The organism is Deinococcus roseus (assembly GCF_014646895.1).
GTDB classification, from domain to species: domain Bacteria; phylum Deinococcota; class Deinococci; order Deinococcales; family Deinococcaceae; genus Deinococcus_C; species Deinococcus_C roseus.
On record NZ_BMOD01000021.1, the window covers coordinates 1 to 26,117 of the forward strand.

The following is a 26,117-nucleotide window of genomic DNA, read 5'->3' on the forward strand; positions in this document are numbered from 1 at the left end:
GGCTCTCGGCTCTCGGCTCTCGGCTCTCGGCTCTCGGCTCTCGGCTCTCGGCTCTCGGCTCTCGGCTCTCGGCTCTCGGCTCCAAACCTTAAACCCTTCCCAGCGCTTCCCGCAACTTCAGGGCCAGCACCTGAAACACCAGGGCCGGATTGGCGTACTGTTCCAGCCGTTCCAGGGCTTCTGAGAGGGCCTGGTCTGCCCTGGCGCGCACGGAAAGGGGGTGGTGCCTGAAAGCGAAAAGCAAGGCTTCCGGGTGCCATTCGGGGTTGAAGGATTTCTCCAGTTTTTCGGCTGCGGAGAGGGCGTCCAGCATGCTGCTTTCCAGACCCTGCACCAGTTCACGGGCCTGAACCAGAGCTTCGCGCACGGTTTCCCGCTCGAAGAGCACGCCAGGACGGCCTGCGGCAAAAGCCAGCAGGTCAGGGTCAATCTGGTTTTCCAGGTGCAACAGGGCCTGGTGCATTTCGGCTTCCGGGACCGGAGGCACAAAAATGCGGGCACAGCGGGACATGATGGTGGGGAGCACCAGTTGCTGGTCCTCGGCAATGAACACGAACATGGCCCGGTGGGGGGGCTCTTCCAGCGTTTTCAGCAGGGCGTTGGCGGCCTCTGCATTCAGGTGTTCTGCACCGTCAAAAATCACCACCTTGCGGCGGGTGTGGGGAGCAATCTGCAGCCACTCCACCACGTGCTGGTCGTAGTCGTGGCCTTCGTCTCGGCGTTCGGTGATCACCTTGACCGGGATGATTTTCCTGCGGGCCTGTTTTCCGGTGCTGGTTTCGCTTTTGGGGGCCACGAACATCACATCGGTGTGGGTGTCCCGTGCAATGGCCAGGCAGGACGGACAACTTCCGCAGGCGGTGCCATGTGCACAGTTGGCCAGTGCCGCAATGAAGTGGGCCAGGGCTTTGCGCCCCACCCGCTGGGGACCCAGCAACAAAAAGGCATGGGCAGACTGGGTGCGCAGGGTGTGCATCACCTGCTGGTGTCCGATGATCTGGAAAGGGTTCATGGTCTGGTGTTCAGCGTCCGATGATCAGGCGGTCTGCCAGACCGGAAGGCAGGCCCGCATTGATGATCTTGCGTCCTGCGGTCTGGAAGTCGTATTCCACCCGGAACACTTCAAAGATTGCTCCAGCATCATCAAAAATGCCGTAACTTGCACGGGGATCTCCGTCGCGGGGCTGTCCCACACTGCCAGGGTTGAGCATCCAGCGTGCCCTGGGGGGCATCACGGCACGGGCGTTGCCTTTCATGGGGGCACTCTTGACCCATTCGCCCACAGGACCTTCCAGGGTGGAGTAGATCATGGGAACGTGGGTGTGACCGTAAAAGCAGACCCGTCCGTCCCACAAAGTGAATTCTTCACGGGCGTGGGAGGTGCTGTCCAGGTACTTGTCCGGGTTGGAAGGGCTGCCGTGCACGCACAAAAGCTCATTGAAGCGGGATTGGGTGGCGTCCAGGCGCAGGGTTTTGCCCCAGCCGTTGATGGTCAGCAAATCTGCCTCGGAAAGCTGGTCCAGTTGCCACTTGAGGGCCAGTTGTGCTGGAGCGTTGATCAGGAGTTGCTGGTTGCGGGTCAGGCGAATCAGGTTGGATTCGTGGTTCCCCTGAATGCTGGGCACCCCCAGAGCCACCAGGTGTTGGAGCACCTCAACGGGGCTTCCTCCGTAACCGATGGCATCGCCCAGGAAAACCATGCGGTCATACTGGCGTTTCTCGGCGTCTTGCAACACGGCTTCAAAGGCCTCGAGATTGGCGTGAATGTCAGAGAAAATCAGGGTGCGCATTGGGTCTCCCAACCATGTTAACAGATGGCGCGAAAAATGATAGACGGATGTGCAAGCCACATGCCCCAGATTGGATCCAACTTGATAAGATGCAGCCATGAGCATTCCTCGTGTGGGTATCACCACCTCCCAGTTGATTGACCCTGCCCTCAAGCGCCTGTTCAATGGCACCTCCAGACTCTATGCCCAGGGGGTCCTGGATGCCGGAGGTGCACCCGTTTTGCTGCCCAACCTCCCGGAAGCTGCTGACCTGTACGTGAAGCAACTGGACGCTGTGTTGTTCAGTGGAGGGGTGGATTTGCATCCTGGCCTTTACCAGGAAGAACCCGTGCTGGGCCTCGGAGAAGTGGATGAGGAGCGGGACGCTTTTGAAGTGGCCCTCTACCACGCGGCCCGCAAAGCAGGACTGCCCATCCTGGGAATCTGCCGGGGCATGCAGGCCATCAACGTCTTTGAAGGTGGAAACCTCTACCAGCACCTTCCCAACCACCCTGAATTCTGGGGAGACCACTCCCAGAAAGCCCTGCCCCCAAATCTGGCCCACGAGGTGCACATTGCAGAGGGCAGTCTGCTGGCTGCCCACCATCCAGAATTGAAACTCCGGGTGAACAGCTACCACCATCAGGCGGTGAAAACCCTGGCCCCATCTTTGCAAATGGCTGCGACAAGCTCAGATGGTCTGGTCGAGGCATATCAGGGAGATGGAATTTTTGCGGTGCAGTGGCACCCAGAGCTCACTTTCCAGAAACACCCCCAGCACCTTGGCCCTTTCAAAATCCTGATGGACCTGCTGAAAGTGCAGGTGTGAGGTGCCCCTGACCGTCTGGCAGGACGCATACGACGGCATCTGGGTCTGCCATGAAGGGCTTGCAGGCGGGTACGACTGGCTGATGGTGGGCCTGACCTCTCAACATGTGCAGGTCCAACAGGTGCTGGAGGGTTTGCCCGGAGCTTTTAAAGGGAGGCTGCAGGTGTTGCTGCTGCCAGAGGTCACTGCGCTGCCCCTGGAACGGGCTTTGCAGGAGCACCCTGTGCGTGGGGTGATGGTCCTGGGACGCGATCTGCAGGGTGGGCCAGCCCTGGACCTCCCGGAGCGGCATGTGGACACCACCAGTGGACTGGTGTACCAGGAGGGAGGCAGTTACCCGGCCTGGAACAGTGTCCTTTCTGGACAGGGTGACGCACTTCCCGATCTGTGGGCCAGCGCATGCACTAAACTGGGGGTTCCGGTGGTGGTGTGTTCTCCCGAACGTGCCCTGGAAACCTGGCAGCTCTGGTGGGAAAAAACACCACTGGCCTTGCAAAACCTCGAAACCTGACCCTGAAACCTGAAATGTTGACCCCAGAATGCTGAACCCTGTCAAACACCTCTACCTGCATGTGCCTTTCTGCCCGACCCTGTGTCCGTACTGTGATTTTCACGTGCTGACCCGCACTTCGGGCATGGTGGAGCAGTACCTGCAGCGCATCTGCGAGGAAGTGCAACATCAGGCTGCACTTTACCCTGTGGACCTCAAAACCGTTTATTTCGGGGGGGGCACCCCGTCTTTCCTGCGGGATGCAGAGATGGTGCATCTGGTGGAAAGCGTGCGCTCAGGGCTGGGCTGGGGCCAGGAAGAGAACACCCTGGAAATCAATCCGGGCACCGTGACCCTGGAGCGTGCAGCACTCTGGAAAGACCTGGGGTTTGACCGGGCCAGTGTGGGGGTGCAAAGCCTGAACGACACCACCCTGAAATTTCTGGGCCGGCAGCACAATGCACAGCAGGCCTGCAAGGCCATCGAGATCCTGCTGGAAGTGGGCTTTCGGGTGTCTGGCGACCTGATCACGGCGGTTCCGGGCCAGCACCTGCAGGAAGACATCAAAGGTCTGTCTGAACTGGGCATTGACCACATCTCTGCGTACACCCTCACCATTGAAGAGGGCACCGAATTTTACCGCCGGGGCGTGCAGGTCCGTGAGGAAGACGAGCGGGAGGGTTTTGAGCTGACCGCTGAACTTTTGACCCAGCAGGGCTTCGAGCGGTATGAGATCAGCAATTATGCCCGTCCGGGAGCCCACTCCAGGCACAATCTGGCGTACTGGACCAACCAGCATTACCTGGGCATTGGACCGGGGGCTTCCGGGCATTACCCGACCTCCAGACCAAATTTGCTGTCACAGCGGATCACCAATCCCAGACTCTATGACTGGCTGAAAATGCCTTTCACAGAGCGTGACATCGAAGACATTGCCCCTGCAGATTTTGTGACGGACGCCCTGTTCATGGGATTGCGTCTGAAGCAGGGGGTGGACCTTGCTCTGCTCACCCGGCAGAGTGGTCTGGACGTGCTGGAAAGGTACCAGGAACCTTTGCAAAAACACCTGAACAAAGGATTGCTGACCTTGCAGGAAGGGGTTTTAAAGGCCACCGAGGAAGGGAAATGGGTGTTGAACCAGATCATCACCGATTTTCTGTTGCGGGATGCAGAAGATGCAGAAGATTCTGGAGCCTGATTCGGTATCATGGCAACCATGACCCTTTCCCCCGAGCAGGTTCTGGAGGTGTGCAAAGCCCTGGGCGATGCCAACCGCCTGCGCATTCTGGGTTTGCTGGCTGCCCGGCCCCGTTCAGTGGAAAAAATGGCTGAGGCCTTGCAAATTGGGGTTTCCACCACCTCACACCACCTGAGCAGGCTCTCAAAAGCAGGGCTGGTTGATGCTGCTGCACAGGGGCATTACAGCATTTACTCTGTGCGGCAGGAAACCCTGAATCTGATGTCTCAGGTGCTCGTCAACCCTGCCCAGCTTTCAGGGCTTCTGGAGGTGCAGGCAGATGGGGACAAATACGCCTCCAAGGTGCTGCAGGTGTTTCTGGAGGCAGACGGCAGGATCAAAGCTTTTCCCACCCAGCAGAAGAAACTGCTGGTGCTGCTGGCTTACGTGGCAAAGCCTTTCGAGCAGGGAAAAACCTACACCGAAAAAGAAGTCAATGCGGTGCTGTCCCGTTTCCATGCAGACACCGCCACCCTCAGAAGAAACCTGGTGGAACTGGGTTTCATGCAACGTGAGGGGGGCGGCGGCAAATACTGGCGAACCCCAGAATAGGCAACATCTGGTCTGTTTGTTTCCCTTAAGCCTTTTGGCGATGGTGGGGACTGTTCGATCTCTGTAAAATCATTTTGATAGATATCGAAAGGATCATCCCATGCTGCAGAGCACCCACCTCAAAAATTTCCTTCTGCTGCACCACCCACACAGGCAGGTGGTGCTGGAAGCCTTGCAAACCGGACCCCACAGCCTGCTAGACCTGGTCGCATTGCTTTACAACACCCAGCAGACAGAACACCACCTCGGCAAACTGCAAAAAGCAGGTCTGGTGAAACAGGATGCCGCAGTTTACGTCCTGGCTCTGGACCGCTTTCAGGAAGCCCAGCAAAAGGCACAACATCCCTGGCTGGAAAAAAACCGCCCCTTTTTTCAACTTCTGGAACAGGCTTTTGACGAAAATGGTGTTCTGAGAGCACTTCCACAGCAAAACAACAAAAAGCGGGCTTTGCTGGAAAAACTTTCCCTGCTTTTTGCGGCAGACCAGAAGTACACTGAAAAAGAAGTCAATGCCCTGCTGCTGGGTTTTACCAGAGACCCTTTTCTGCTGCGCCGCAGCCTGATCGATGCAGGGCTGCTGTCCCGCACGCCCAGTGGCAGCCAGTACTGGAGGGAAACCCATGTCCCAGAAATATAAAGGCTTCACGCCCCTGATGGGCATCTGGATCATCCGCAACCACAAGAACGGCAAGGTGCTGCTGGGAGCCAGTGAACACGCCCAGGCCAAACTGAACGCCTACCAGTTCCAGTTGAAAATGGGGAGCTGCATGGTGCGCTCTTTGCAGCAAGACTGGAATCAGGATGGCCCGGAAAACTTCAGCTTCGAGATTCTCGATGAACTGGAACCCGATCCTGGCAAGGGAGAGCACTTTGATTACCGCCAGGATCTCAAAGACCTGGAGGCATTGTGGCTGGAAGACCTGCAGCCTTACGAGCCCAGAGGGTACCACAAGCCCAGAAAATCCTGACAGCAAAAGCTGGCTGAAACAGCCCTGATCAAAAAGCCAAGAAAAAGCAAGTCTGAGCTCCACGTCTCCTTCACTTTTCTTGCAGCCCTGCTTCCTAAATTGGAAGCAGGGCTGATTTTGATGGGATGGATCAAGGGGGAATCATGGCTGAAGTGAAACGTCATGGCGATCTGGACATTGACACAGATTCAAAGCACAGCGAATTGCAGTGGAAAATTCAGCATGTGGGCTGGTGGGCCATGTTTTTGCTGATCCTGCTGGGTTTGCTTGGATTGCTGGGGCCAGGGTTTTTAAGTCACCGCAACGTTCAAGGGACAGGTTTGAAAGTCCAGTACGAGCATTTTTTGCATCTTGACACACCCACTTTGCTGGAAGCAGAGCTGCAGCAGGACGCTGAACATCCTGTTCTGACCCTGGCCCAGGATTACCTGAAGGCTTTTGAGATCCAGTCCATTCAGCCTGAACCCGAAAAAATGACCATTCAGGATGGAAAGTATCGGGTGGCTTTTCATGCCCTGTCCAGAGGGGCCACCATCCAGATGAAGTTGATTCCGCAGCAAACAGGCCGTGTTGAAGGGGATCTGGCCCTGGAGCCAGATCCTGCTGTTGAAATCCGTCATTTCGTTTACCCCTGAGGAGGAAACATGGAACCCATCTTGCACGGTGCCATCCTGTATTTTTCCCTGATGCTGATTTTCCGGGTGGCGGGAAAGCGCAGTCTGGCCCAGACCACCACCTTCGATTTTGTGTTGCTGCTGATCATCAGCGAAACAGTGGACAATTACTTCATGAAACAGGATTACTCCTATGTGGGGGTGCTGTCTCTGGTGGTCACCCTGATCGGACTGGACATCCTGCTCTCGAAAGTCAAGCAGAAATCCCCCCTGCTGGAACGCTGGATGGACGATGTTCCGGTGATCCTGATCGATCAGGGCAAGGTGCTGGATGCCCACCTGAAAAAATCCCGCATTGACCTTTCAGACATTCTGGAAGCGGCCCGCACCAGCCAGGGCATTGAACGGCTGGACCAGATCAAATACGCCATTCTGGAGCGTTCTGGCACCATTTCGGTGGTGCCAAAGGAGCAAGCATGACCTCTGAAGTTTCGCCCATCCTGGATTTGTTTTCCCTGACCCTGGAAGTGAACCACCTGCAGAAGGCCTGCGATTTTTATCAGCAGGTGGTGGGCCTCAAAGTGCAGGCTCTGGATGAGAAACAGGGCACCTGCACGCTGGAATTTTCTTCCGGGCAGCAGCTTCATCTGTGGATGCCCATCACCCGACAGGTCCCGTCTGAGCGCCTCTCCCAACTGGGGGCCAGAGGGGGCAGCCATGTGCACTGGGCCATGCAAATTCCAAAAGGCACCCTGCAACAGGCCAGAGAACATCTGGGACAGCATGGGATTCCCTGGCAGGAGATCGACCTTGCCAGCGGAGACCAGCCTGCAGACCTTGGACTGTACTTCTGGGATCCGGCTTTTCACGGTCTGGAACTGCGAGAAGTGGATGTGCAAGATGAGCGTTTTCCAGTGGTTCCTCCTGGCCAGGCTGCTGAAACAGGTTTGCCTGTGGTGGGTCTCAGGGAAGTGGCGCTGGCTTTTCAGGATTACGCAGCCATGAAACAGCGCCTGCCAGAGGCTTACGGCTTCGCCTTCTTGAAAGAGATGGAAGACCGCAACTTTGCCCAGTTCACCCTGGGACCATGGCCTGAAAGGGATGGTCTGTTCACACCCAGACGCTGGCTGTATGCCTGGGATCCGCAGGTGGGTCTGGCAGACATGCTGGGAGGAGAACACGCCACCGTGACTTTCCTGGCCGATGTGGACGCAGTGGAAAAGCGGGTTCGTCAGTCAGGGCTCTCCCATTTTCGGGATGAGCAGGGTCTGGTGGTGTGTGACCCTGAAGGGCATGTTTTTGAGTTTGTGCCCTTTGAGTTCATGCAGGATTGAGGGGACACAGGAAAAATGCCGCATTGGAGCGGCTCTTTCTGTTGAACCTTGAGGCCAGACTTCAGGCCTGCTGCTCAGAAATGCGGGGGGCTTTCCTGCCAAAGGCTTCGGGACCAAAGCGCACCACGGCCAGCACCCCCGCCACCACAATCACCAGGCTTTGCAAAGTGAAAGCCAGTCTGGGGCCGTAATGCTCTCCCAGGTAGCCCATGAACACATAGATGCCCAGCACCAGCACCGAGTAGAGGGTGTTGAAGGTGGACTGCACCCGGCCCTGAAATTCCAGGGCGGTTTCTTCCTGCACATGGGTCTGGTAGACCACGTTGATGCACACAAAAAATCCCATCAGCACGGTGGTGATGATGGCTGAAACAAGGCTCCAGGATTGCCCGTGCAGGAACACCATGCTGGCCAGCAGGAACAGCCACAGGACCATCAGGCGGGGCCGTCCCAGTTTGTGCACCAGCCTGGAGAGCAGGAAACTGCCCACCACCGAACCCACCGCCCATCCTGCATCGATCAGTCCAAAGCCAACGGTTCCAACCTTCAGGACATCTTTTGCAAAAACCGCCGAGAGGGTGTTCAGGGTCTGGGGAGTGGTCCAGACCATGCTGATGATGATGTAGGGCAAAACCAGTCCGGGATTCTGCCGGATGTAGGCCAGACCTGCCTGCATGTCTGCAAAAAGCTGAATTCTGGGGGTTTTTTCACTGGAGGTGCTGCGGGGGTCCTGAAAATGGATGCTCCCAATGAAGGCTGCACTGATCAGGAAGCTGATCCCATTGACCACCATGGCCCACATGGGTGAAGCGCCTGCCAGCACAAAACCACCCACCCCAGCCCCCAGAATCATGCCCAGTTGAACAGCGGTTCGGGTGTAAATGTTGGCCTGCAAAAGCAGTGGGCTGGGGACCACTTTGCGCACCATGGCCACGGTGGCAGGCCTCCACAGGGTGTCTCCCAGGGCCACCAGGAATTCCATCAGGTACAGGTGCCAGGCCTGCAAATGACCGCTCAGGTACAGCAGGGGAACCAGCAGCACCACCAGAGCACGCACAAAATCGGTGAGGGCGGCCAGTTTGCGCTGGTCCAGACGGTCCACCAGCACGCCCGCAAAGGGACTGAACAGCAGACCGGGCAGGGCGTGGGCCACCATCAGCCAGGCCACACTGGAGCCTTTTCCAGTCAGTTCCAGGGTGATCCAGCTTGAGGCAATGAACTGCATGCCAAAACCAATGGCAGAAATGGCATTTCCGGTCAGGTAGCGGGTGAAAGGTTGAATTTGAAACAACTGGGAACGTGGCATGAAACCCCCTCTGGGTGTATTTTCGCTGTCCGGGCCTGCAAGAAGCAGGACCAGATTCGGGCAGAATCTGCAGGTGTCAGGACAATGGGCTGAACACAGAGAAACCCTCAGACCTGCTGTGAGGCCTGGGTGCTCCTGGATGGCTTCAGGTTAATCTGCAGAAGGGCTTGCGACAATGGATTCAAAAAATTTTGAATCGTCCTTGAAGAGGGTGAGCAGGCCATTGCCTCTGGGGGTCAGGCGGTAATACACAAAGCGGCCCATGCGTTGCGGCTCTGCCAGCCCCAGGTTTTTCAGGCGTCCCAGATGATGGGAAATGGCTCCAGGGGCCAGGTGCAGCCGCTCGGTGAGTTCCAGGGTGGTGGCAGGCAGGTTCAGCATCACTTTTGCGCAACTGTTGCCCAGCAGGATTTCCAGCTGATCATGGTTCTCTGCAGGAGCACTGCCCCACAGGAGGCCCACCCCACGGGCCGGATAGAACAGGGTGGGTTGCCATGGCTCCTCGCAGATGGACATGCTCTTGGGGTACACAAAAGCAGACGGCACCAGCACAATGCCGCGCCCTCTGGCGTCGCTGTCTTCGTGCCTGCCCCGGTCAATCAGCACGTGCCCATCCTCATAGCGGATGGTGGGATCAATGCCCGAGAAAAGCTGCTCCGGGCCTTCCAGGGCCAGGGTGCGGGAACGCACCAGCACATCGTTTTCCAGAAACACCTGCACTTTGACCCAGTAAGGGGCCATCACCCGGTCCCAGTAGGCCCTGAGGGTGTCCACCAGTTTTTGCAGGTGCAACTCGGGTTCGAGCAGGAAAGCATCGATGACTTCTGGGCGGGTTTCTCGCAGGCTGCAGAGTTTGTTCAGCTCATAGACCACCTGTGCTGTGGATGTTTGCAGGATCTGCTTGACCTCCTCTTCAAACACTGGAAATGGGGTGAGGGGGGGAGGGGTCAGAAAATCGGGAATGTAATAAGGTGGGTTCCCGAGTTGCCTGGGAATCAGGGCTTCCAGCAGGGTGGTGTCAAAATCACCCAGCAGTTTGCGTGCCTCCTTGATCCAGGGCAGGTGCAGGGCATGAAAGCCCGGACTCTGGTAGACCATGAAACTGGCCACACATTCCCACAGTGGACTGAAAGCAAAACGCACCCTGGACAGATCCAGAGGGCTGACCTTGATTCGGATCACAGATCCTCCTTTGCCCTGAGTCTGACCTGCCTGATCTGGGCAGGCAATAGCGCCGATGGCCTATGGAGAAGTGCGGGGGTCGGGTTCTACGCTGAACAGCATGACCGAACAGCCAGAGACCCTTCCTCAGCAACAGGGCCAGCAACACAGCTACTGTCTGGCGGTGCAATCCGGGAAGCTGGACGCCCTGCACGTGCACTACCACGACACCGAGTATGGTTTTCCCCTCTCAGAAGACAACCTGCTCTTTGAGCGTCTGGTGCTGGAAATCAACCAGGCGGGCCTCTCCTGGAGCACCATCCTGAAGAAGAAAGACCATTTTCGGGTGGCTTTCGATGGTTTCGATCTGCAGCAGGTGGCCTCTTACACCACAGAGGACATCGAGCGCCTGATGCAGGATGCGGGGATCATCCGCAACCGTCTGAAAATCGAGGCCACCATCGAGAATGCCCGGCGGTTGCTGGTTTTAAAAGAACAGCATGGCTCCTTTCGGTCATGGCTGGATCAGCACCATCCCAGAACAAAAGCAGACTGGGTCAAACTTTTCAGGCAGACCTTCCGTTTTGTGGGAGGAGAGATTGTGGGTGAATTCCTGCTCAGCACCGGATACCTGCCAGAGGCACACCATCCCGATTGCCCGGTGCAAGAGACCATCTTGCAGCTTTCCCCTCCCTGGTCCAGACGGCCCTGAGATGCTTTCAATCTGCATGAAAATTTCCTTCGATCTGCTAAAATGAAAGCAAATTCAAGGGCTCCTTCTGAAAAACCCTGTTCCTGAAGTTGAATCTCTCTGAAGTGCAGGCTGGGTTTCCTGAAAAACAGCTGTGCATTTTCAGAAAGGTGAAAGAGAAGCGCTATACTATGGAGTGAACGGGAGCTTTAGGGGTTGGGTGCGTGAAAGTGCTTCAAAGCATGACAACGCGGCCCACGGTTGTTTGTTTTTCGAACAAACAAAATGCTAAACTCAAGAACACCTACCCCTACAGGAGTGAGTCACATGCGGTCAGAAACCCTAGACCTGAATGCCATTCGAATGCAGCACACCCTGATTCTGCTGCGCAAACTCTGGTATGAAGACATTTCCCGGGCAGAGCTCTCCCGCCGGATCGGACTCTCCAGAAGTGCCATTTCCAGCATTGTTTCAGAACTGCTGGATGTCAACCTGGTGCTGGAACTCGGTCTGGGTGCCTCCCTGGGAGGCCGCAAACCCACCATCCTCAGGCTCCACGAAAACGCAGCCTGTCTGCTGGCCGTGGACATCGGCAAACGCCACCTGGGCGTGGCCCTGATGGATTTGCGTTGCAACATCATTGAACAGGTTTCCTGCGAACACCACCGCGAATACAGCCCCGAAGACACCTACGAGGAACTTGAACAGGTGATCCAGGGCTTCAAAAAGAAACACCCCGAGAAAGCCACCCGCATCGCCACCATCGGGGTGAGCATTGCAGGACCGGTCAATTACAAAACCGGACAGGTGATCCAGCCGCCCAGCCTGCCCTCCTGGAACAATGAAAACGTGGCAGCAGCCCTGTCCCGCCGCTTCAACACCCCGGTTTACGTGGACAACGACGCCAACCTGGGTGCCCTGGCCGAACTGCACTTCAGTGGCATCAGCGACCAGCACCTGATCTACCTGAAATGCGCCACCGGCATCGGGGCAGGCATCCTGATCGATGGCAAGATCTACCGGGGGGTTTCAGGTGGGGCCGGAGAAATCGGGCACACCAGCATCAACGAAAACGGCCCCGTCGGTCCCAGCGGGTATCCGGGCAGCCTGGAAAGTTATGTCTCGGGGGCGATGCTGCTGCAACGCATGCTGGAATTGCTTCCCCAGTACCCCCAGTCTGTGCTCAGGGCAGACAGCAGCCTGCAACACCTGGCCCTCTCTGCCAAAGCAGGAGATGAACTGGCCACATTGATCGTGCAGGAAGCCGGACAGCACCTGGGCATTGCCATTGCCAACGTGGTCAACCTGTTCAGCCCCGGAGAAGTGATTCTGGGAGGAGACCTCTCCCTGGCCGAGGAGGCGCTGCTGGAGCCCCTGCAGCAAATGCTGGAACAGCGCACCATGCTGATCAACCGGGAACAGACCAACGTGCGCCTGACCCGCTTCAACACCCTCACCTCGCTGTACGGGGCAGGGGTGCTCGCCCTCTATGAACTGTTCTCACCCACAGGCCTGAAGCACCTCTACGAGGTGGCCAGACAGCCTGTTTTGACGGAAGCTTAAGCTCCACCTCCAACTCGGGCTGCGCCCTATCCTCCCCCGCCATGCGGGGGAGGATAGCGAGTGTAACGAGCGAGGAGGGGGAAGAGGGACAGAATCAGGTCAGGGCTGGAGCCACCAGCACCTTGAGGCCAGCCTGTTCCAGGGCCACACGCTGCTGGTCCTGCACCCCATCGTCGGTGATCAGGGCGGTGACCTGCCGGACGGTGCCAAAACGGGTCAGGGTGTGGCGGCCCACCTTGCTGTGGTCTGCCAGCACGTAGCAGCGCTCTGCAGCATGGCACACCACCCGTGCGGCAATGGCTTCTGGCTCGTCCCGCATGGAGAAGCCAAATTCAGGGGTGATGCCTGTGCAACCCAGGAAAGCCAGATCCAGCCGGTGTTCCTGCAGGGTTTGCCGCACGTTGTCTCCCACCAGTTCGTAGGAGTACATGTTGAGTTGCCCACCGGCCACCAGCACTTTGGTGTGACCGTGGCTGTACAGCTCCATGGCGACATTGAGGGCATTGGTCACCACGGTGATTTTCTTGCCCCGCAGCCAGCGGGCCAGTTCGGTGCAACTGGACCCACCAGAGAGGCCGATCACCATGCCGGGCTGCACCAGACTGGCGGCCACTGCAGCAATGGCCCTTTTCTCTGCAGCGTGTTTTTTGGCGGAATCCAGAAAGGAAGGCAGGTACTTGACCGGGGTGGCCACACACACCCCGCCCCAGGTGCGTTCCACCAGGCCGCGCGACTCCAGGGTGGCGATGTCCCTGCGCATGGTGGCAATGGACACCTGGACCAGTTGACTGAGTTCTTCCAGTCGGCATTCTCCTTTGCGCGTCACCACATCCAGAATCAGAGCATGCCGTTGTTGGGTGCTGAGTTTGCTCACGAGAACTCCTTACAGGTGGGTTGGAATGGACAGGTCTGGAGCGATCAGACCGGGCAGGGCACGGATCCACAGGGGCCACACAAGACCCAGACCGTTGCGCCATCCAGGTGCTGAAACAGAAGTAACTCCATCATAAGCGAAAAGGGACGATTCGGTCACAGATCCACAAGACTAAAGGTTTTCACTTGTTTGAGTCTCAGGTTGCGAAGTTCCACTTCTGTAAAGATTGTTGCGGTGATTTCTGCCCTGGGACGTAGAATTCCTCTACAGGAGGATGAAATGAACACACCAGAACAACAAATTTTGACTGCAAAGCAACAATTTCAGGACAGCATCAACAGTCGATTCAGGAACACCGGTTTGCAGGTCAACCCCGAAGCCGCAGACTCAGATGGCTTTGTGATGGGCACCGAAGATGGCAGCAGAAGGGTGCGGGCCGTTTTCCATTGCGACCAGGACCAGGTGCAGGTGGACCTGTACCGTCCTCTGGGCGCAGGCTGGGACAATGAACCCTTCGAGCATGGCCTCAGTGATTTTGAACGGGCAGGCTTCCTGATTCATGAAGAGCTGCGGGGCAACGAGCAGAAAATCCAGTAAGCCTTCTATCTCGAACCAGAGAAAACCGGACCTGTGAATCAGGTCCGGTTTTCTTAGCACGGAGGATTTATTCCTGGGATTTGTCCTCGGCTTTTTTGTTGGGCTGGTGCAGGATGTTGTGGGCCAGGTCCTTGCTGGTGGCCCCCAGAATCTGCGCCGTCTGCTTGAGGTTGGGCGGATAATCTTCGGTGATGGGGAGCCTGCCACCCTTGATGCGGTCCCTCAGTTCATCAATGGCCAGTTCTCGCAGCATGGCAGAGACCGTGAGGCCCTGGCGTTCTGCGGTGTGGGCAATCAATTCGTATTCAACTTTTTCCAGTTGCACCACCACATCGGTGGGCTGCTGCAGGGTTTTTTGCTCCTGGGTCTGATTTTGTGAAGGTTGATTCTGTGAAGTGGTCATTGAAAACTCCTTTCGTTTTTGCCAGATGCAATGATGGTCTCAATGCAGCGGTGGTTGATCATGGCGTGTTGATCATCCTGTTGATCATCCTGACTGACATCATATTGCCCGGTTTGTGTTTCTTCTCGTTTGAAATTTCTTGTTCTTTAAACTCCTGTTGTTTAAAATTGATTGCTTTTAAACACAAGACGTTTCTGCAGGATGATCCATTTTAAGTCCCTATATTTTCGCTTCTGTATCGGAAAAAACCATTACAAGCCCCACAATTTTTAAGAAGCATTTCCCACAACTGAAGGGCAATTGAAGATCACTTAAAGGATGGATCAATGCTTTTGGAGGGCCTCCGTCAGCTTCAATCTGCACAATCAGGTCATGAACCTGCTGGTGGCTTTTCTGGTTTCCTTTCTGCTGGGTGTGATGGTGCGTGCCCTGTGGATCATGCTCTTCCCGCTGGACATGACTGCAGCACTGGCAGGCCAGTCCAGCAATGACATCACCGAGGTGACCTTCAGAACCCTGATGTCCCTGCTGTGGTGTGGATTGCTGGTGGCAGGGGCAGGAAGTTTGCTGTTCAGTGCTTACTTGCTGATTCGTCGTTTGTTCAACCGCAAAGCAATTCCTGAAAGGACCTGACCAAAAGCCCATTTCACAAAACAAAAAACCCCCGAGAGATTCTCCGGAACTCGGGGGAAGCTGTAAGGCTTACTGCTACCTTAGCAGAGCTTCCCCTGCCTTTTTGGTATGAATGGCTGGGGTTCAATTGTAACAAAAACCGAAATTTCTGGTTTGCTGGAAAAATGCTGTCCAGCAAACCAGAAGACAATCTTTGAAACCTTAATGAAGGCGAACATGGAGGGTTTGTTCATTTGTGAGAATCGGCTCTCAGTGCGACCTCAGAGCCACTGTCTACAGTAAAAGCAGGCTTGCCCACCACAGGGCATCAAGGCTTTTCAGCAGAGGTGGTCCATGACGCACAACACCAACAACCAACAGGACGACCCGGAAGACAGCCTGAGGGATTTCATCCTGGTCCTCACGGTGGGTGGGGGTGTGGAATCCCTCAGGGTCAGGGACATCGAGAAGGTGGTGACGGGTCCCTCTGCAACCATCAGTTACGTGTATTTGCGCCGGGAACACAGCCGGGTGTTGCAGCTTCTGGTGGTGGTGGAAGATGCCAGAGCCTTCCAGCAAAGGTGTCACAACCTGCTGGCCGCCCTGCAAGCCCACAACACAGACCTGATCAACAAATTTTTTGCCCCTCCCATGGTGGGATGAATTCAAATAAGCATCCAAAAAAATTCCCCCAAAAAAACCTCCGAGGTGTGCACCCTTAAAGACACCTCGGAAGTGGGGGAAAAGCTGACCTCAGTGTAACGCCAGCAGATGAGCTGGAAGTGGTGTTTGCATGTTGGTTCTTTGAGGGTTCCCCCATCGGGCGGTCAGGAAAAATCCTCAGAAACAAAGACACCTTCTGGCTTGCTGCGTTGAGCGGTAGACCAGCAGTTTCAAATCTTCAGGCCAGACGCTCATTTGGCAGATCCTGCGCCAGTTCTGGCAATTCCACCAGACGGTAACCATAGGCATTGATCACCTGGGTGGGTCCATCCTGGTACTGGATTTTCTTGCCCTCATATTCATGGATGTGACCATGCACCATCAGGCGCGGCTGGTGCTGGTGCATGAAGCGGGTGAGGTCAGGGCAGCCCCGGTGCGCAAAATCCGTTCCTGCATGTTCTCCCACAGGAGGAGCATGGGTCAGGAAAACATCAATTTTGCTTTTGCGTTTGAGCTTCATTTGCAGGTCCATCCTCCACAGTCCCACCCTGGCCTGCCAGGGGGTGTAGTGGCCGTGATCGCTTTCACGGTATCTGGGAACGCCGCCCCAGCCTGCAATGGTCAGGCCCGCCACTTCCAGCACCCGGCCATGGATGTTCTCCACGCCTCCGGGAGGCACCAGTTCATGCTGGTCATTCAGGGTGAATTCATCCCGGTGGTTTCCGGGCACGTAGAGCACCGGAACCGGCAAGGTGGAGGCCAGAAATTCCAGATAGTAAGCAGGGAGATCCCCTGCAGCCAGCACCAGATCCACCTCGGGCAGACCCTGGGGGAAACCCTCACGGTACACGAAAGGATGGACGTAATCCGCCAGCAACAACAGACGCTTCATGTTTCTGAAATAGTATAAGCGCTTCCATGGGTGAGAAGGGGTGATGCTGTAAACAAATGCCCTTCAGCTTTCTGCTTTTTCCCACTCCCAGCGGTTGTCCCTCACCTGCTGCCTGACCTGCCCGCTTTCCAGCAGCTCGGTCAGGTGGGCACTGACCACGCCCCGGTTCAGCACCACAGAAGCGGGGGCCTGCATGTGGATGTTGAGCCTCTGGCAGGTTTTCTGCAAAACCTCATCGATGGTGGATGGGGTGTCCAGCCCTTGCAGCACGGCATCGGTGGTGCTCTGGAAGCTTTCCAGGTTGGTGGTGCAGAGGTGCTGCAGGTCCTTGCTGGGGTTGCCGTGCCCGGGCAGGGTGATCTCGATGCCTTCCAGGTGCTGCAAGGTGCGCACGCTGTCTTTCTGGGCTTTTGAGTCCACACAGTAGGTCAGGGGGTGTTTCTGCAACACCTCCTCTCCGAACAGGGCATCTGCAGCAAACAGCACGCTGCCCATGCGCACCGCGTACATTTCATGGGCGTGACCGGGCACCGAGATGAGTTCCAGTGGGACGCCTGCAATCTGGGTGAGTCCAGTCTGGGGAATGGACACGGCAGGACTGGGTTTGCCCATCAGAAACTTGCCTTGCAACTCCTTGATGGGTCTGGCCCCGAACAGGTACAGCGGTTCCAGAATGGGGTGCTGGATGATGGCGGCTTCCAGCGGAGGAGCGAACACCTCGATTTCCGGGTGGCGCTGCAGGATCAGGTGGTTCCCGCCGTAATGGTCTGCATGCGAGTGGGTGTTGAGGATGGCGGCCGGGGTCAGTTCCCAGCTTTGCAGCGCTTTCAGAAGTTTGCGGGCATGGTCGCTGTCCAGTCCGGTGTCAATGATCAGGCACTTGCCATACACATCCTCAATGATGCCGATGTTGACGCCCCCCGGAAAATAGTGGATGCCGGGTTCCAGTGTGATCAGATCAGGCATGGCTGTCCTCCATGAGTTCTCCTGCCGTCATGTGCTGCACCTGCATGTCCTGGTGGTAAGCGTGCAGGGTGCGGGAGGGCAACTCCAGCACCACAAAGCGGTCGCTGTGAAAACCACCAAGGTCGAGAAAGTAGGCGTCGTTGTTCAGCACAATCGGATGGGCAAAAGGGGTGTGCCCATGCACGCTGTCGTAAGCCCCTGCCGGGAGGGGTTGCAGATCGTGCAGGGTGGGGCGGTCCCAGATGTGATGGTCTCCGATCACCATCAGGTCGCCATCCGGGGTGTGTCCCAGACGGGGACGGGCAGCGTGGGCAATCAGGGCATGGTGGTGCATCACGTAGGGCAGGGCATGTTCACGGATCCACTGCAAATCCTCTTCCAGTTCGGTGCCCCGGAAATCCCGGAGCTGCTGCAGACCGTAGCTGCGCAGGGTGGCCAGTCCTCCGTTGGCAATCCACACGTAAAAGACCTCGTTCTGGCCGTCCAGGATGCCCCGGATGGCGAGGTCTTCATGGTTGCCCAGGCACAGTTCGGCCCGGTCAAAGTCCACCAGGGCACGCACTTTTTGCACCACACTGGCAGATTCCGGTCCACGGTCAATCAGGTCGCCCAGAAAGACATAGAAGTGTGCGGGGAATGTTTCGACCACCCATTTCAGGTGATGCAGGTTGCCATGAAGGTCAGGTACAACCAGAATCTTGTCTCTGTGCATGCTGACTCCTGATCGGATGGTTTGCAGTCAATCATACGCCCCCACCCATGCGGATTCCAGTCAGGGGCCCTGCAAAGTGAGGCTCCACTGGTCAAAAAGGGGAGAGTGCAGAAGGTCCTGCACCTCTGCCATCTGCACCTGCAAGATCGCCTGTACGGTCTCCTCGGTGCTGAGGTAGCGCCCGGTGTACAGAAACTCCAGCCCCAGGTGAAAGAGGCGGTTGTAGGGGGTCTCAAAGCGCAAGGCGGCTTGCAGGGCCAGTTTGTTGCGGGCACGGGCCAGTTCAGCTTCAGAGAGGTTCTCACGGGCTTCAGCGATCACCTGATGGAAGACCTCCAGGGCCTTTCTGGCTTTTCTGGGTTCCGCCGAGATGAACGCCTCCAGGTACCCGATGCCGTCTGCATCCACATGGCTCAGCGAGGCCTCGTCTGCCAGACCCACATGCACCAGCTTCCAGTGCAGGCGGCTGTTTTCTCCGCCCAGCAACTCCACCAGCACATTCATGGGGATGCGCTTTTCATCGGTGGAGGCCAGCCCACGGCCCATCAGGGTCATGCTGCTGCGGTTCAGCTGTTTTTCTTTCAGGCGCTGGGTTTCGAAGGTGGGGACAAATTCAGGGTGTTGCCGCTGAACTTCACTGGGTTGCCAGAAGGCGGTTTCCTGCTGCAACTGGGACACCACCTGCTCCCAGTCAAAAGCGCCGGTCACGGCAAAAATCAGGTTGTTGGGAGCGTACAGGGTGTGAAAATACTGCCGCAGCTCTTCCACCTGTAAATTGCCCACCGTTTCTGCCGTTCCCAGCACGCTCTGGCCCAGAGGGTGGCTGCCCCAGAAGTTTTCACGGGCGGCATCAAAAAGCCGGGAGATGGGGTCGTCCTGGTACATCTGGATTTCTTCCAGAATCACCTGTTTTTCCAGCTCAAAATCTTCAGGACGAAAAGCGGGTTTCAGGAGTTCAGTGAGCAGGTGTTGCAAGGCACTGGCGTGTTCTTTCAGCACGGCAGCGTGATACACCGTCACCTCCTCACTGGTGAAGGCGTTGTAATTGGCCCCCAGCGCATCAAACTGGTGGTTGATCTGCTGGGCACGGGTCTCCTCTGACCCTTTGAACAGCATGTGCTCCAGAAAATGGGACACCCCATTCAGGTGGGCAGGCTCGTCTCTGGAACCTGCGCGGGCCAGGAAGCCCATGGCCACACTGAGGGCTTCGGGGTTCTGTTCGCCAATCACTTTCAGGCCGTTGGGCAAGGTGGTTTCAAGAAACACGCAGGGGCTCCTGTCCGAGGGTGAACATCCCCAGCAGCTCTGGGGTCCAGGTGTCCAGGGTGTCCTGCACATTTTGCAGCGTCACAGCTTGCACGCTGTGCTGGATTTCTGGCAAAGAGCGCACATGCCCCAGTCGCCACAGATCGCGGGCCATCTGGGCGGCCCTGGACCGGGAATTCTCGCCGCTCATGATCAGGTCGCTGAGCACCCCGGTGCGGGCGTGTTGCAGCTCTGCATCGGTGATGCCTGATTTCAGGCTGGAAAGCACCTGCAAAGTCACGTCCAGGGTTTCCTGGGCTTTGCCTGGCGTGCTGGAGGCGTAGGTTTGCAGGTAAGCCAGATTTCGGACCACCTGAATGCCTGCATGCACCCCGTACACCAGACCCCGCTTCTCGCGCACCTCATCGAACAGGCGGCTGGAAGACCCACCAGACAGCACATTCACCGCCAGCATGAAGGCATACCACTGGGCATCTCCAGGCTGAAAAGCAGGATGGGCCAGCAGCAGGTGGGTTTGCTGGCTGGGGCTGCTGTGGTGCTGCACAAAAGGCGCATTGAACCGGGTTTCTGGAAAAGTGGGGGCAGGGGTGTTCCACCCTCCAAAAACCTGCTGCACGGTGTCCAGCAACTGCTGCCAGTCCAGGGGGCCCACCACGGTGAGCACAGCCCCCTGCAGGGAAAGCTTGCGGACATGCTGCACAGCATCCCGGTGGCGGATGGCTTTGAGGCTTTCCGGGGTGCCACTGGGGTAATGACCATATCCCGGTCCCAGCAGGCTTTCCCGGAACAGGAGTTGCGCCTGATCTGCCGGAGAATCCTCCACGGTTTCCAGGTCTGCCAGGGCCAGGGCTTTCAGGCTGCGCAGCTCTGCGGCCTGCAGGTGGGGTTCCTGCAGCACCTCTCCCAGCAGCTGCAGCACTTCTGGCAGGTGTTCGGGCAGGCAGGAGGTTTTGAAGGGCATGTGCTCGCTGCTCACCCCACCACTGCCCCGCCCGGTGGACAGGTCATCCAGTCGGTTGAGGAGGTCCTGGGCAGAATGCTTTCCTGCACCCCGAAAAATCCACTCGGCGATCAGGGCACCCAGGCCCTCTTTGCCTGCAGGGTCCAGGGCACTGCCAAAAGGCAGGTGGAGTTCCAGGCTCACGCCCAGGGTGGAGCGTTCTTCCAGGGCCAGCCGGAAACCATTGTCGAAAATGTGGGTATGAATGGCAGTCACTGATTTTAGAGTCTACAGTTTACAGTGGACAGTTTACAGTTGGCATGCACATTTGCAGGACCAGACCGGGCTTCTGAGGGCAGAAAAAAGAAAAGCCAGAGCATCTCTGGCTTTTCTGAAGTTTGCTGTGAACTGTGAACTGTCTTGCTCTGACTGCGTGTTCACGGGACAGCCCGTTTCGCACTGAGCGCTGAAAACTGTGAACTCAGATCAGGAAATGACCACCTTGTTTTTCCCGGTGCTCTTGGCGTCCCGCATGGCTTCCATGGAAAGGCGCAGCAGGTTCTCGGGTTCGTCGGTCTGGGCGGTGCAGGAGATGCCTGCACTGACCGTCACGATCAGGTTGGCAGCGATGCTGTTCCAGTCGAAGGCTTCCACGGCATTGCGCACTTTTTCGCAGGTCTGGTAAGCCGCCAGGTCCACGGTGTTGAGCATCACGGCCACCAGTTCTTCGCTGCCGTAACGGGCCAGGATGGCGGCTGGACCAATTTCTTCTTTCAGAATGGCGGTGAAGGCCTTGATCACTTCATCCCCGATCTCGTAGGAGAAACTCTCGTTGATGGTGCGCAGGTTGTCGATGTCAAACGCCGCCAGGCTCAGGTAGGTGTTGGTGCGCTGGGATTTCTCAATCAGGAAGGGAAGCTGCTGGTCGATGTAGCGGCGGTTGTAAAGTCCGGTCATGGCGTCTCTGGTGTTGGCATCGATCTGGCCGCGCACATCGGTGATTTCCTGACGGGAACGGGCTTCCAGTTCCTTGTTGCGGGCTTCCAGCTGTTTGACCTTCTCCTGCAGGGTGTCAATCTGGGACAGGCTGGAATCCTGCATGCGGGCATACCCCCACTGGGACCAGCCGGAGATGGGCAGTTTGCTGCTGGCATCCGACCATTCCAGCGAGATGGTCTCGTTGGAGAGGTTCTTGATGGTGACTTCAGAGCGGTCTGCATTTCTGGGTCCAGGCAGGTCGCTGCGGGGAGGGTGGCCCATGGCCATGGAGGCAGGGGTTCCGGTGACCCGCTCGGCTTCCCGGTTCCAGTAGGCGATGTTTCCATCAACGTCGGTGGCCACCACCGCCAGAGGCAGGGATTGCAGCAGCAGTTTGATGCGGTACTCGGCGTCGCTGACCTGACGCTGCGCTTTCTCAAGTTGCTCTTGCAGGGCTTCCACTTCGGTGAGGGCAGGGGCTTCAGGTTCCTGGGGCTCTGCCTGTTTGCTGGCTGCATTCTCATCAAAGCTGATGGTCTGTGACAGTTCCATTTGCTGCTTGGCCCGGTTGCTGTCTCCCATCAACTCAAAAACCATGCTGAGCTGCAGGTGGGCCTGGGAGGTGAACTCCTCGTGCTTCTGGTCCCGTGCGAGGTAGAGGGCACGCTGGGTGTATTCCAGCGCCACATCCGCACGTTTCTTGTTGATGTGCACCCGACCCAGACCCATGAAGGCGCTGTAGGCGGCTTCCCAGACCTGGGGGTTGGCCTGACCGTTGTAGTTCAGGCGCAAACTCTCGCTGTAATAGCGGGTGGAGGCATCGTAATGCTGCAGATCTGCCAGTGCAGAACCCAGGATGCTGAGGGCTTCCGAGGTGTAAGCGTCCAGACCGTTGTCGTGCAGGGTGCGGATCAGGTGCTCGCTGTAGCGCATGGGGTTGGGCACAGCGTCTGCATAGGCAGATTGCAGGGCGTCCAGGGCTTTGGTCTGGCCTTGCAGCAGGTTCTCCAGGCGGCGGTCAAAGCGGGGCATGGCCTTGGTTTTGGCCCCCACGCCAGCGTCCTGCTGCACCCGGTCAATTTCCGAGAGGTGGTAAGCGGCCCGTTTCTCATCGCCCATGCCCTTGAAGATTTCATGCAGGAGCTGGTGGGTCTGGGAGGTGCGGGGGGTGTCTTTGTTGTCGCGGGCCAGGAACAGTCCACGCTGGGCGTACTCCAGGGCCACATCGGTGCGGTTCTGCTTGAGGTTCAGGTACCCCAGCGACATGAAGGTCTGGTGGGCCACCGGCCAGTCTCTGGGGTTGGCCCCAGAGGTGTAGTTCAGGCGCAAACTTTCGCTGTAGTAGCGGGGAGCCAGATCATCGCGGGACTCTCCCACCACCATGCCCAGGGTCAGGAAGTAACGGGCACCCTGATCCTGCAGACCGCTGTCCTGCATGACTTTCAGGGCATGTTCAATGAACACCAGGGGAGACTGGAAGGCCTCTCCGAACTGGGCGGCCAGCGAACGGTTGGCACTTTCGTGCCTGAGCACATCGGCCAGACGGTCATCGTAGGGCACACTGGGTGCAGAAGGTTCTTCTTCGCGCTGGGTGGGCAGGGAAGCCTGCTGGGTGTACATCATCGACTCGGCCAGGTGGAAGGTGGCGCGCTCCTCGTTGCCCAGGCTTTCAAAGATGTCCGAAAGCTGGTAGTGGGCCAGCGACTTGTACTGCATCACCCCGTTCTGGTCTGCCAGGATCAGGGCTTTCTGGGTGAATTCCAGGGCGGCCTCGGTTTGCTTGAGTTCCAGGCACACCCGGCCCAGTTCCCGGAAGGCCTCGAAGGCCTGCTGCCAGTTCTGGGGTTCGCCTTTCTGGTAATTGCGCCCCAGGCTTTCCCGGAAGTAACGCTGGGCCACCTGCGGGTTGCCCGAATCCACCATCACAAAACCCAGGGTGTTCAGCCAGGGAATGGTTTGTGCGCCCTGACCCGCTTCCTGGATGGCCTGCAGGCTGCGCTGGATGTAGGCTGGAGGATCAGCGAGCGCCTGCCCGAAGTTGTCTTTCAGCGCAGTCACCAGCTGGGGGTGGTCTGTTTCGCTGATCACGTCTTCCAGCATGGGATGGTATTCCAGGTTCGCAGTGGCCACAGCTGCAGGAGCAGGGACCTGACCGTCTGCGCTGCGCCCAGAAGCCTCAAGGTACTTGCGGGCCCGGTCCGGGTTGCCCATCTTCACAAAGAGCTGATGCAGCAGGTAATTGCTGTCAGAGAGACGCTTCTGGTCGTTGCGGTTCTGGGCCAGTTGCAGGGCCCGCTGGGTGAAATCCAGGGCCACATCGGTGCGTTCCTTGCGCAGGTAACTGACCCCCAGATCGTGCAGGCTCTGGAAAGCCACTTCATACAGGACCGGTTCGGGACCCAGGAAGTTGCGCTTCAGGCTTTCGGTGAAATAACGGATGGCCGCATCCAGCTGGCTGTTTTCCAGCATCACTTCGCCGAGGCGCTGAAAAACACTGCCTGCCTGCGCCGCCAGTCCGCTCTGGTCCAGCACCTCCTGCACATGGCTGGCATAACCCGCCACATTGCTGGCCGCCTCGGGATAGCGGGACTTGAGGGCTTCGGCCGCATTGGTTTGGTTGTTGAGGAGCTGCCTGAGTCGGCTGTCAAACTCCGAGGGATACTGTTCCATGCGTGTGGTTTCTCCTGGGTGATCCTGATTCATGCTTCAAGCAACTCGGGCAAAAGGCCCTGAGGCCCCTTGTGCTTTCCAGACCGCTCAGAACTGTCCACAAAGTTCGGTCCAGGCCGGGCTTTGCTAGGCGAAGCGAGCAGGCACAAACGTTCTTGCATCCATGTCGGCTTGTCGGACAGTCTCTGAGGGTATTCTAGCAATTTTTTGTGCGGAGCACAGGCGTTCTGGCGTGTTCGGGCCGTTGCAAATTCCTTGCAGTTGTGACCCTGCCACTGACCCTGCCGCCTGGAATCTCATTTGCTTTTGACCTGGTTTCTGGCGAGCTTGCGGTACAGTTTGCCAAAACGCTGCACTTCCTTGAAACCCTGTGGCCTCAGGTGGTAGTGGGTGAGTTTGCCCTGACGGTTGGGTTGCACCAATCCAGCCTGCACCAGCAGTTTCATGTGGTGGCTGATGGTGGGTTGGGAGAGCCCCAGCAACACCTGCAAATCTGCACTGCACACCCCCGCCGAACTGTGCAATTTCTGCAGGTCAGGCTCGGCCAGAAATTGCACGATGCGCAGGCGGTAGGGGTCGGACAGGGCCTTGAAAACTGCAGTCACTTGCTCCATTGGGCCTCATCTTAAGGGTCCAGATCAGGGTTGTACAGGGCTGTAAGGGGCTGCAAAACCGCTGTCTGCTGGCTTGCTGCACCTGCTGTCAAAAGCAACCAGCCCACAACGTTGCGTCGTGGGCTGTCGGAAATCACTTGCGACCAAACCCTCCAGAGGAGTTGGGGTTGTTGGGATTGGGGTTGGGGGTTGCGGCGGGGGTGCCACTGCGACCGAGGTTGCTGGGGGGCTGGCCTGCGGCACCTCCACGACCTGTGGTTGCTGCATTCTGCTGGGCCTGCTGCGCGGCCATCGAAGGCAACTGGGGCAAGGTGACACTGTCGCTCTTCATCAGACGGGTGTATTCCTTGGAGTCCACAGCACGCTCCATGCCCATCTCCTCGGTGATGATGCCTTTCTTGGCCAGGCTGGCCAGACAGGCATCCATGGTGACCATCCCGAGTTGCATGCTGGTCTGCATGATGCTGGTGATCTGGAAGCTTTTGCCTTCACGGATCAGGGCACGCACAGCTGGGGTGGCGGTCATGACCTCGTAGGCAATCACACGGCCATCTCCGCCTTTCTTGGGCATGAGTTGCTGGGTGACAATGCCCACCAGGTTGTTGGCAAGCTGCACACGGATTTGCTCCTGCTGCTCCTCGGGGAACACGTCCACAATACGGTCAATGGATTCTGGGGCACTGTTGGTGTGCAGGGTTCCCATCACCAGGTGTCCGGTTTCTGCTGCGGTCACAGCGGCTTTGATGGTTTCGTAGTCACGCATTTCGCCCACCAGAATCACATCTGGGGCCTGACGCAACACCGCACGCAGGGCATTGTTGAAATCCCAGGTGTCTGCACCGATCTCGCGCTGGTTCACGATGCTGTTCTTGTGCGGGTGGGTGAACTCGATGGGATCTTCAATGGTCACAATGTGTTTCTTCTTGTTCATGTTGATCCAGTCGATCATCGAGGCCAGGGTGGTGGATTTGCCAGAACCGGTGGGTCCGGTCACCAGCACCAGACCACGGGGTGCAGAGGCCAGATCCAGCAGGGTTTCGGGCATGCCCAGTTCTGCCAGGCTTTTCACCTCGGTGGGAATCAAACGCAGAACGCCCCCCACCACGCCTTGCTGCATGAACACGTTCACACGGAAACGGCCCAGGTTGCGCATCGCAAAAGAGAAGTCCATCTCGCGTTTCTCTTCAAAGATCTTCTGCTGGCGCTCGTTCATCATGCTGTACATGATGCGGCGGGCATCCACCGGGGTCACATCTTCAAAATCTGCTCCGGTGTACACACCGTGAATTTTGAACTGGGGGGGAATCCCCACAGTGATGATGATGTCGGAAGCTTTGCGTTCCACAGAGTAACGCAGGATTTCTGCCAAATCTAAAGCCATAGTTGTCCTCCTGGCGGTCTTGATCCATTGTAGCT

At 57.4% G+C, this 26,117-nt stretch carries 28 protein-coding genes; 14 read left to right on the top strand and 14 right to left on the bottom strand.

Annotation, left to right across the window (positions count from 1 at the left end):
- Window positions 1-88: 88 nt before the first annotated feature.
- Together IEY52_RS19840 and IEY52_RS19845 are read right to left on the bottom strand one after the other, a co-directional pair.
- Window positions 89-1,012, bottom strand: a complete 924-nt coding sequence (locus IEY52_RS19840; protein WP_189005767.1) for a DNA polymerase III subunit — start codon at window positions 1,010-1,012, stop codon at window positions 89-91.
- A gap of 10 nt (window positions 1,013-1,022) precedes the next feature.
- Window positions 1,023-1,790 carry a metallophosphoesterase family protein gene (locus IEY52_RS19845; RefSeq protein WP_189005769.1) on the bottom strand — a complete coding sequence of 256 codons (768 nt, stop codon included), beginning with the start codon at window positions 1,788-1,790 and terminating at the stop codon, window positions 1,023-1,025.
- Between the two features lie 97 nt (window positions 1,791-1,887).
- On the opposite strand from IEY52_RS19845, the gene IEY52_RS19850 reads away from it, so the two are divergent.
- The 9 genes from IEY52_RS19850 (at window position 1,888) to IEY52_RS26790 (ending at window position 7,793) form a co-directional block, all read left to right on the top strand.
- Window positions 1,888-2,598, top strand: coding sequence for a gamma-glutamyl-gamma-aminobutyrate hydrolase family protein (locus IEY52_RS19850; RefSeq protein WP_189005771.1), 711 nt, complete (start codon window positions 1,888-1,890; stop codon window positions 2,596-2,598).
- A 1-nt stretch (window position 2,599) separates the two neighbouring features.
- On the top strand, window positions 2,600-3,109 hold the full coding sequence (locus tag IEY52_RS19855; RefSeq protein ID WP_189005773.1) for a hypothetical protein: 510 nt from the start codon (window positions 2,600-2,602) through the stop codon (window positions 3,107-3,109).
- A 28-nt stretch (window positions 3,110-3,137) separates the two neighbouring features.
- A complete protein-coding gene (hemW, locus tag IEY52_RS19860; RefSeq protein WP_189005781.1) occupies window positions 3,138-4,286 on the top strand; it encodes a radical SAM family heme chaperone HemW in 1,149 nt (382 codons plus the stop codon).
- Window positions 4,287-4,304: 18 nt separating this feature from the next.
- On the top strand, window positions 4,305-4,877 hold the full coding sequence (locus IEY52_RS19865; RefSeq protein ID WP_189005783.1) for a DUF2087 domain-containing protein: 573 nt from the start codon (window positions 4,305-4,307) through the stop codon (window positions 4,875-4,877).
- A 100-nt stretch (window positions 4,878-4,977) separates the two neighbouring features.
- Window positions 4,978-5,514 (top strand): DUF2087 domain-containing protein, encoded by a 537-nt coding sequence (locus tag IEY52_RS19870; protein WP_189005785.1) that lies wholly within the window; start codon window positions 4,978-4,980, stop codon window positions 5,512-5,514.
- Window positions 5,498-5,845 carry a GIY-YIG nuclease family protein gene (locus IEY52_RS19875; RefSeq protein WP_189005787.1) on the top strand — a complete coding sequence of 116 codons (348 nt, stop codon included), beginning with the start codon at window positions 5,498-5,500 and terminating at the stop codon, window positions 5,843-5,845. Before IEY52_RS19870 ends, IEY52_RS19875 begins: the two co-directional genes overlap by 17 nt.
- A 143-nt stretch (window positions 5,846-5,988) precedes the next feature.
- The gene (locus IEY52_RS19880; protein WP_189005789.1) at window positions 5,989-6,480 is read left to right on the top strand and encodes a hypothetical protein; all 492 of its coding nucleotides are present in this window, start codon (window positions 5,989-5,991) and stop codon (window positions 6,478-6,480) included.
- A gap of 9 nt (window positions 6,481-6,489) precedes the next feature.
- A complete protein-coding gene (locus tag IEY52_RS19885; protein WP_189005791.1) occupies window positions 6,490-6,939 on the top strand; it encodes a DUF421 domain-containing protein in 450 nt (149 codons plus the stop codon).
- On the top strand, window positions 6,936-7,793 hold the full coding sequence (locus IEY52_RS26790; protein WP_229684883.1) for a VOC family protein: 858 nt from the start codon (window positions 6,936-6,938) through the stop codon (window positions 7,791-7,793). The genes IEY52_RS19885 and IEY52_RS26790 overlap by 4 nt, the downstream gene beginning before the upstream one ends.
- Window positions 7,794-7,854: 61 nt before the next feature.
- Here IEY52_RS26790 and IEY52_RS19895 read toward each other — a convergent pair whose 3' ends face one another.
- Window positions 7,855-9,099: an MFS transporter gene (locus IEY52_RS19895; RefSeq protein WP_189005793.1), complete on the bottom strand. Its 1,245-nt coding sequence runs from the start codon at window positions 9,097-9,099 to the stop codon at window positions 7,855-7,857.
- Window positions 9,100-9,249: 150 nt separating this feature from the next.
- Window positions 9,250-10,281 carry an ArsR/SmtB family transcription factor gene (locus IEY52_RS19900; protein ID WP_189005795.1) on the bottom strand — a complete coding sequence of 344 codons (1,032 nt, stop codon included), beginning with the start codon at window positions 10,279-10,281 and terminating at the stop codon, window positions 9,250-9,252.
- Between the two features lie 100 nt (window positions 10,282-10,381).
- Between IEY52_RS19900 and IEY52_RS26995 the strand changes: the two genes are divergently transcribed.
- Both IEY52_RS26995 and IEY52_RS19910 read left to right on the top strand, forming a co-directional pair.
- Window positions 10,382-10,972, top strand: a complete 591-nt coding sequence (locus IEY52_RS26995; protein ID WP_189005797.1) for a DNA-3-methyladenine glycosylase I — start codon at window positions 10,382-10,384, stop codon at window positions 10,970-10,972.
- A 306-nt stretch (window positions 10,973-11,278) separates the two neighbouring features.
- Window positions 11,279-12,514, top strand: coding sequence for an ROK family transcriptional regulator (locus IEY52_RS19910; protein ID WP_189005798.1), 1,236 nt, complete (start codon window positions 11,279-11,281; stop codon window positions 12,512-12,514).
- Window positions 12,515-12,608: 94 nt separating this feature from the next.
- On the opposite strand, the gene IEY52_RS19915 is transcribed toward IEY52_RS19910, so the two are convergent.
- Window positions 12,609-13,388 (bottom strand): DeoR/GlpR family DNA-binding transcription regulator, encoded by a 780-nt coding sequence (locus IEY52_RS19915; RefSeq protein ID WP_189005800.1) that lies wholly within the window; start codon window positions 13,386-13,388, stop codon window positions 12,609-12,611.
- Between the two features lie 279 nt (window positions 13,389-13,667).
- Between IEY52_RS19915 and IEY52_RS19920 the strand changes: the two genes are divergently transcribed.
- Complete coding sequence (locus tag IEY52_RS19920) at window positions 13,668-13,985, top strand: hypothetical protein (RefSeq protein WP_189005802.1); 318 nt, start codon at window positions 13,668-13,670, stop codon at window positions 13,983-13,985.
- Between the two features lie 67 nt (window positions 13,986-14,052).
- On the opposite strand, the gene IEY52_RS19925 is transcribed toward IEY52_RS19920, so the two are convergent.
- Window positions 14,053-14,388, bottom strand: coding sequence for a hypothetical protein (locus tag IEY52_RS19925; protein WP_189005804.1), 336 nt, complete (start codon window positions 14,386-14,388; stop codon window positions 14,053-14,055).
- A gap of 372 nt (window positions 14,389-14,760) precedes the next feature.
- Here IEY52_RS19925 and IEY52_RS19930 point away from each other — a divergent pair, with 372 nt between their 5' ends.
- Together IEY52_RS19930 and IEY52_RS19935 are read left to right on the top strand one after the other, a co-directional pair.
- Entirely contained in the window at window positions 14,761-15,021 is a 261-nt protein-coding gene (locus IEY52_RS19930) for a hypothetical protein (protein WP_189005806.1), read from the top strand.
- Window positions 15,022-15,354: 333 nt separating this feature from the next.
- The gene (locus IEY52_RS19935; RefSeq protein ID WP_189005808.1) at window positions 15,355-15,663 is read left to right on the top strand and encodes a hypothetical protein; all 309 of its coding nucleotides are present in this window, start codon (window positions 15,355-15,357) and stop codon (window positions 15,661-15,663) included.
- Between the two features lie 238 nt (window positions 15,664-15,901).
- On the opposite strand, the gene IEY52_RS19940 is transcribed toward IEY52_RS19935, so the two are convergent.
- The 8 genes from IEY52_RS19940 to IEY52_RS19975 all read right to left on the bottom strand — a co-directional run bounded on the left by IEY52_RS19940 (window position 15,902) and on the right by IEY52_RS19975 (window position 26,082).
- The gene (locus IEY52_RS19940) at window positions 15,902-16,555 is read right to left on the bottom strand and encodes a metallophosphoesterase family protein (RefSeq protein ID WP_189005810.1); all 654 of its coding nucleotides are present in this window, start codon (window positions 16,553-16,555) and stop codon (window positions 15,902-15,904) included.
- 63 nt (window positions 16,556-16,618) lie between these two features.
- Entirely contained in the window at window positions 16,619-17,521 is a 903-nt protein-coding gene (locus tag IEY52_RS19945; protein WP_189005811.1) for an MBL fold metallo-hydrolase, read from the bottom strand.
- The gene (locus IEY52_RS19950; protein WP_189005812.1) at window positions 17,514-18,233 is read right to left on the bottom strand and encodes a metallophosphoesterase; all 720 of its coding nucleotides are present in this window, start codon (window positions 18,231-18,233) and stop codon (window positions 17,514-17,516) included. Before IEY52_RS19950 ends, IEY52_RS19945 begins: the two co-directional genes overlap by 8 nt.
- A 60-nt stretch (window positions 18,234-18,293) precedes the next feature.
- Window positions 18,294-19,499, bottom strand: coding sequence for a M16 family metallopeptidase (locus tag IEY52_RS19955; RefSeq protein ID WP_189005813.1), 1,206 nt, complete (start codon window positions 19,497-19,499; stop codon window positions 18,294-18,296).
- Entirely contained in the window at window positions 19,489-20,715 is a 1,227-nt protein-coding gene (locus tag IEY52_RS19960; RefSeq protein ID WP_189005814.1) for a M16 family metallopeptidase, read from the bottom strand. The genes IEY52_RS19955 and IEY52_RS19960 overlap by 11 nt, the downstream gene beginning before the upstream one ends.
- A 210-nt stretch (window positions 20,716-20,925) precedes the next feature.
- Entirely contained in the window at window positions 20,926-24,087 is a 3,162-nt protein-coding gene (locus IEY52_RS19965; RefSeq protein ID WP_189005820.1) for a diguanylate cyclase, read from the bottom strand.
- A gap of 296 nt (window positions 24,088-24,383) precedes the next feature.
- A complete protein-coding gene (locus tag IEY52_RS19970; protein WP_189005822.1) occupies window positions 24,384-24,701 on the bottom strand; it encodes an ArsR/SmtB family transcription factor in 318 nt (105 codons plus the stop codon).
- 133 nt (window positions 24,702-24,834) lie between these two features.
- On the bottom strand, window positions 24,835-26,082 hold the full coding sequence (locus tag IEY52_RS19975) for a type IV pilus twitching motility protein PilT (protein ID WP_189005824.1): 1,248 nt from the start codon (window positions 26,080-26,082) through the stop codon (window positions 24,835-24,837).
- Window positions 26,083-26,117: the final 35 nt, after the last annotated feature.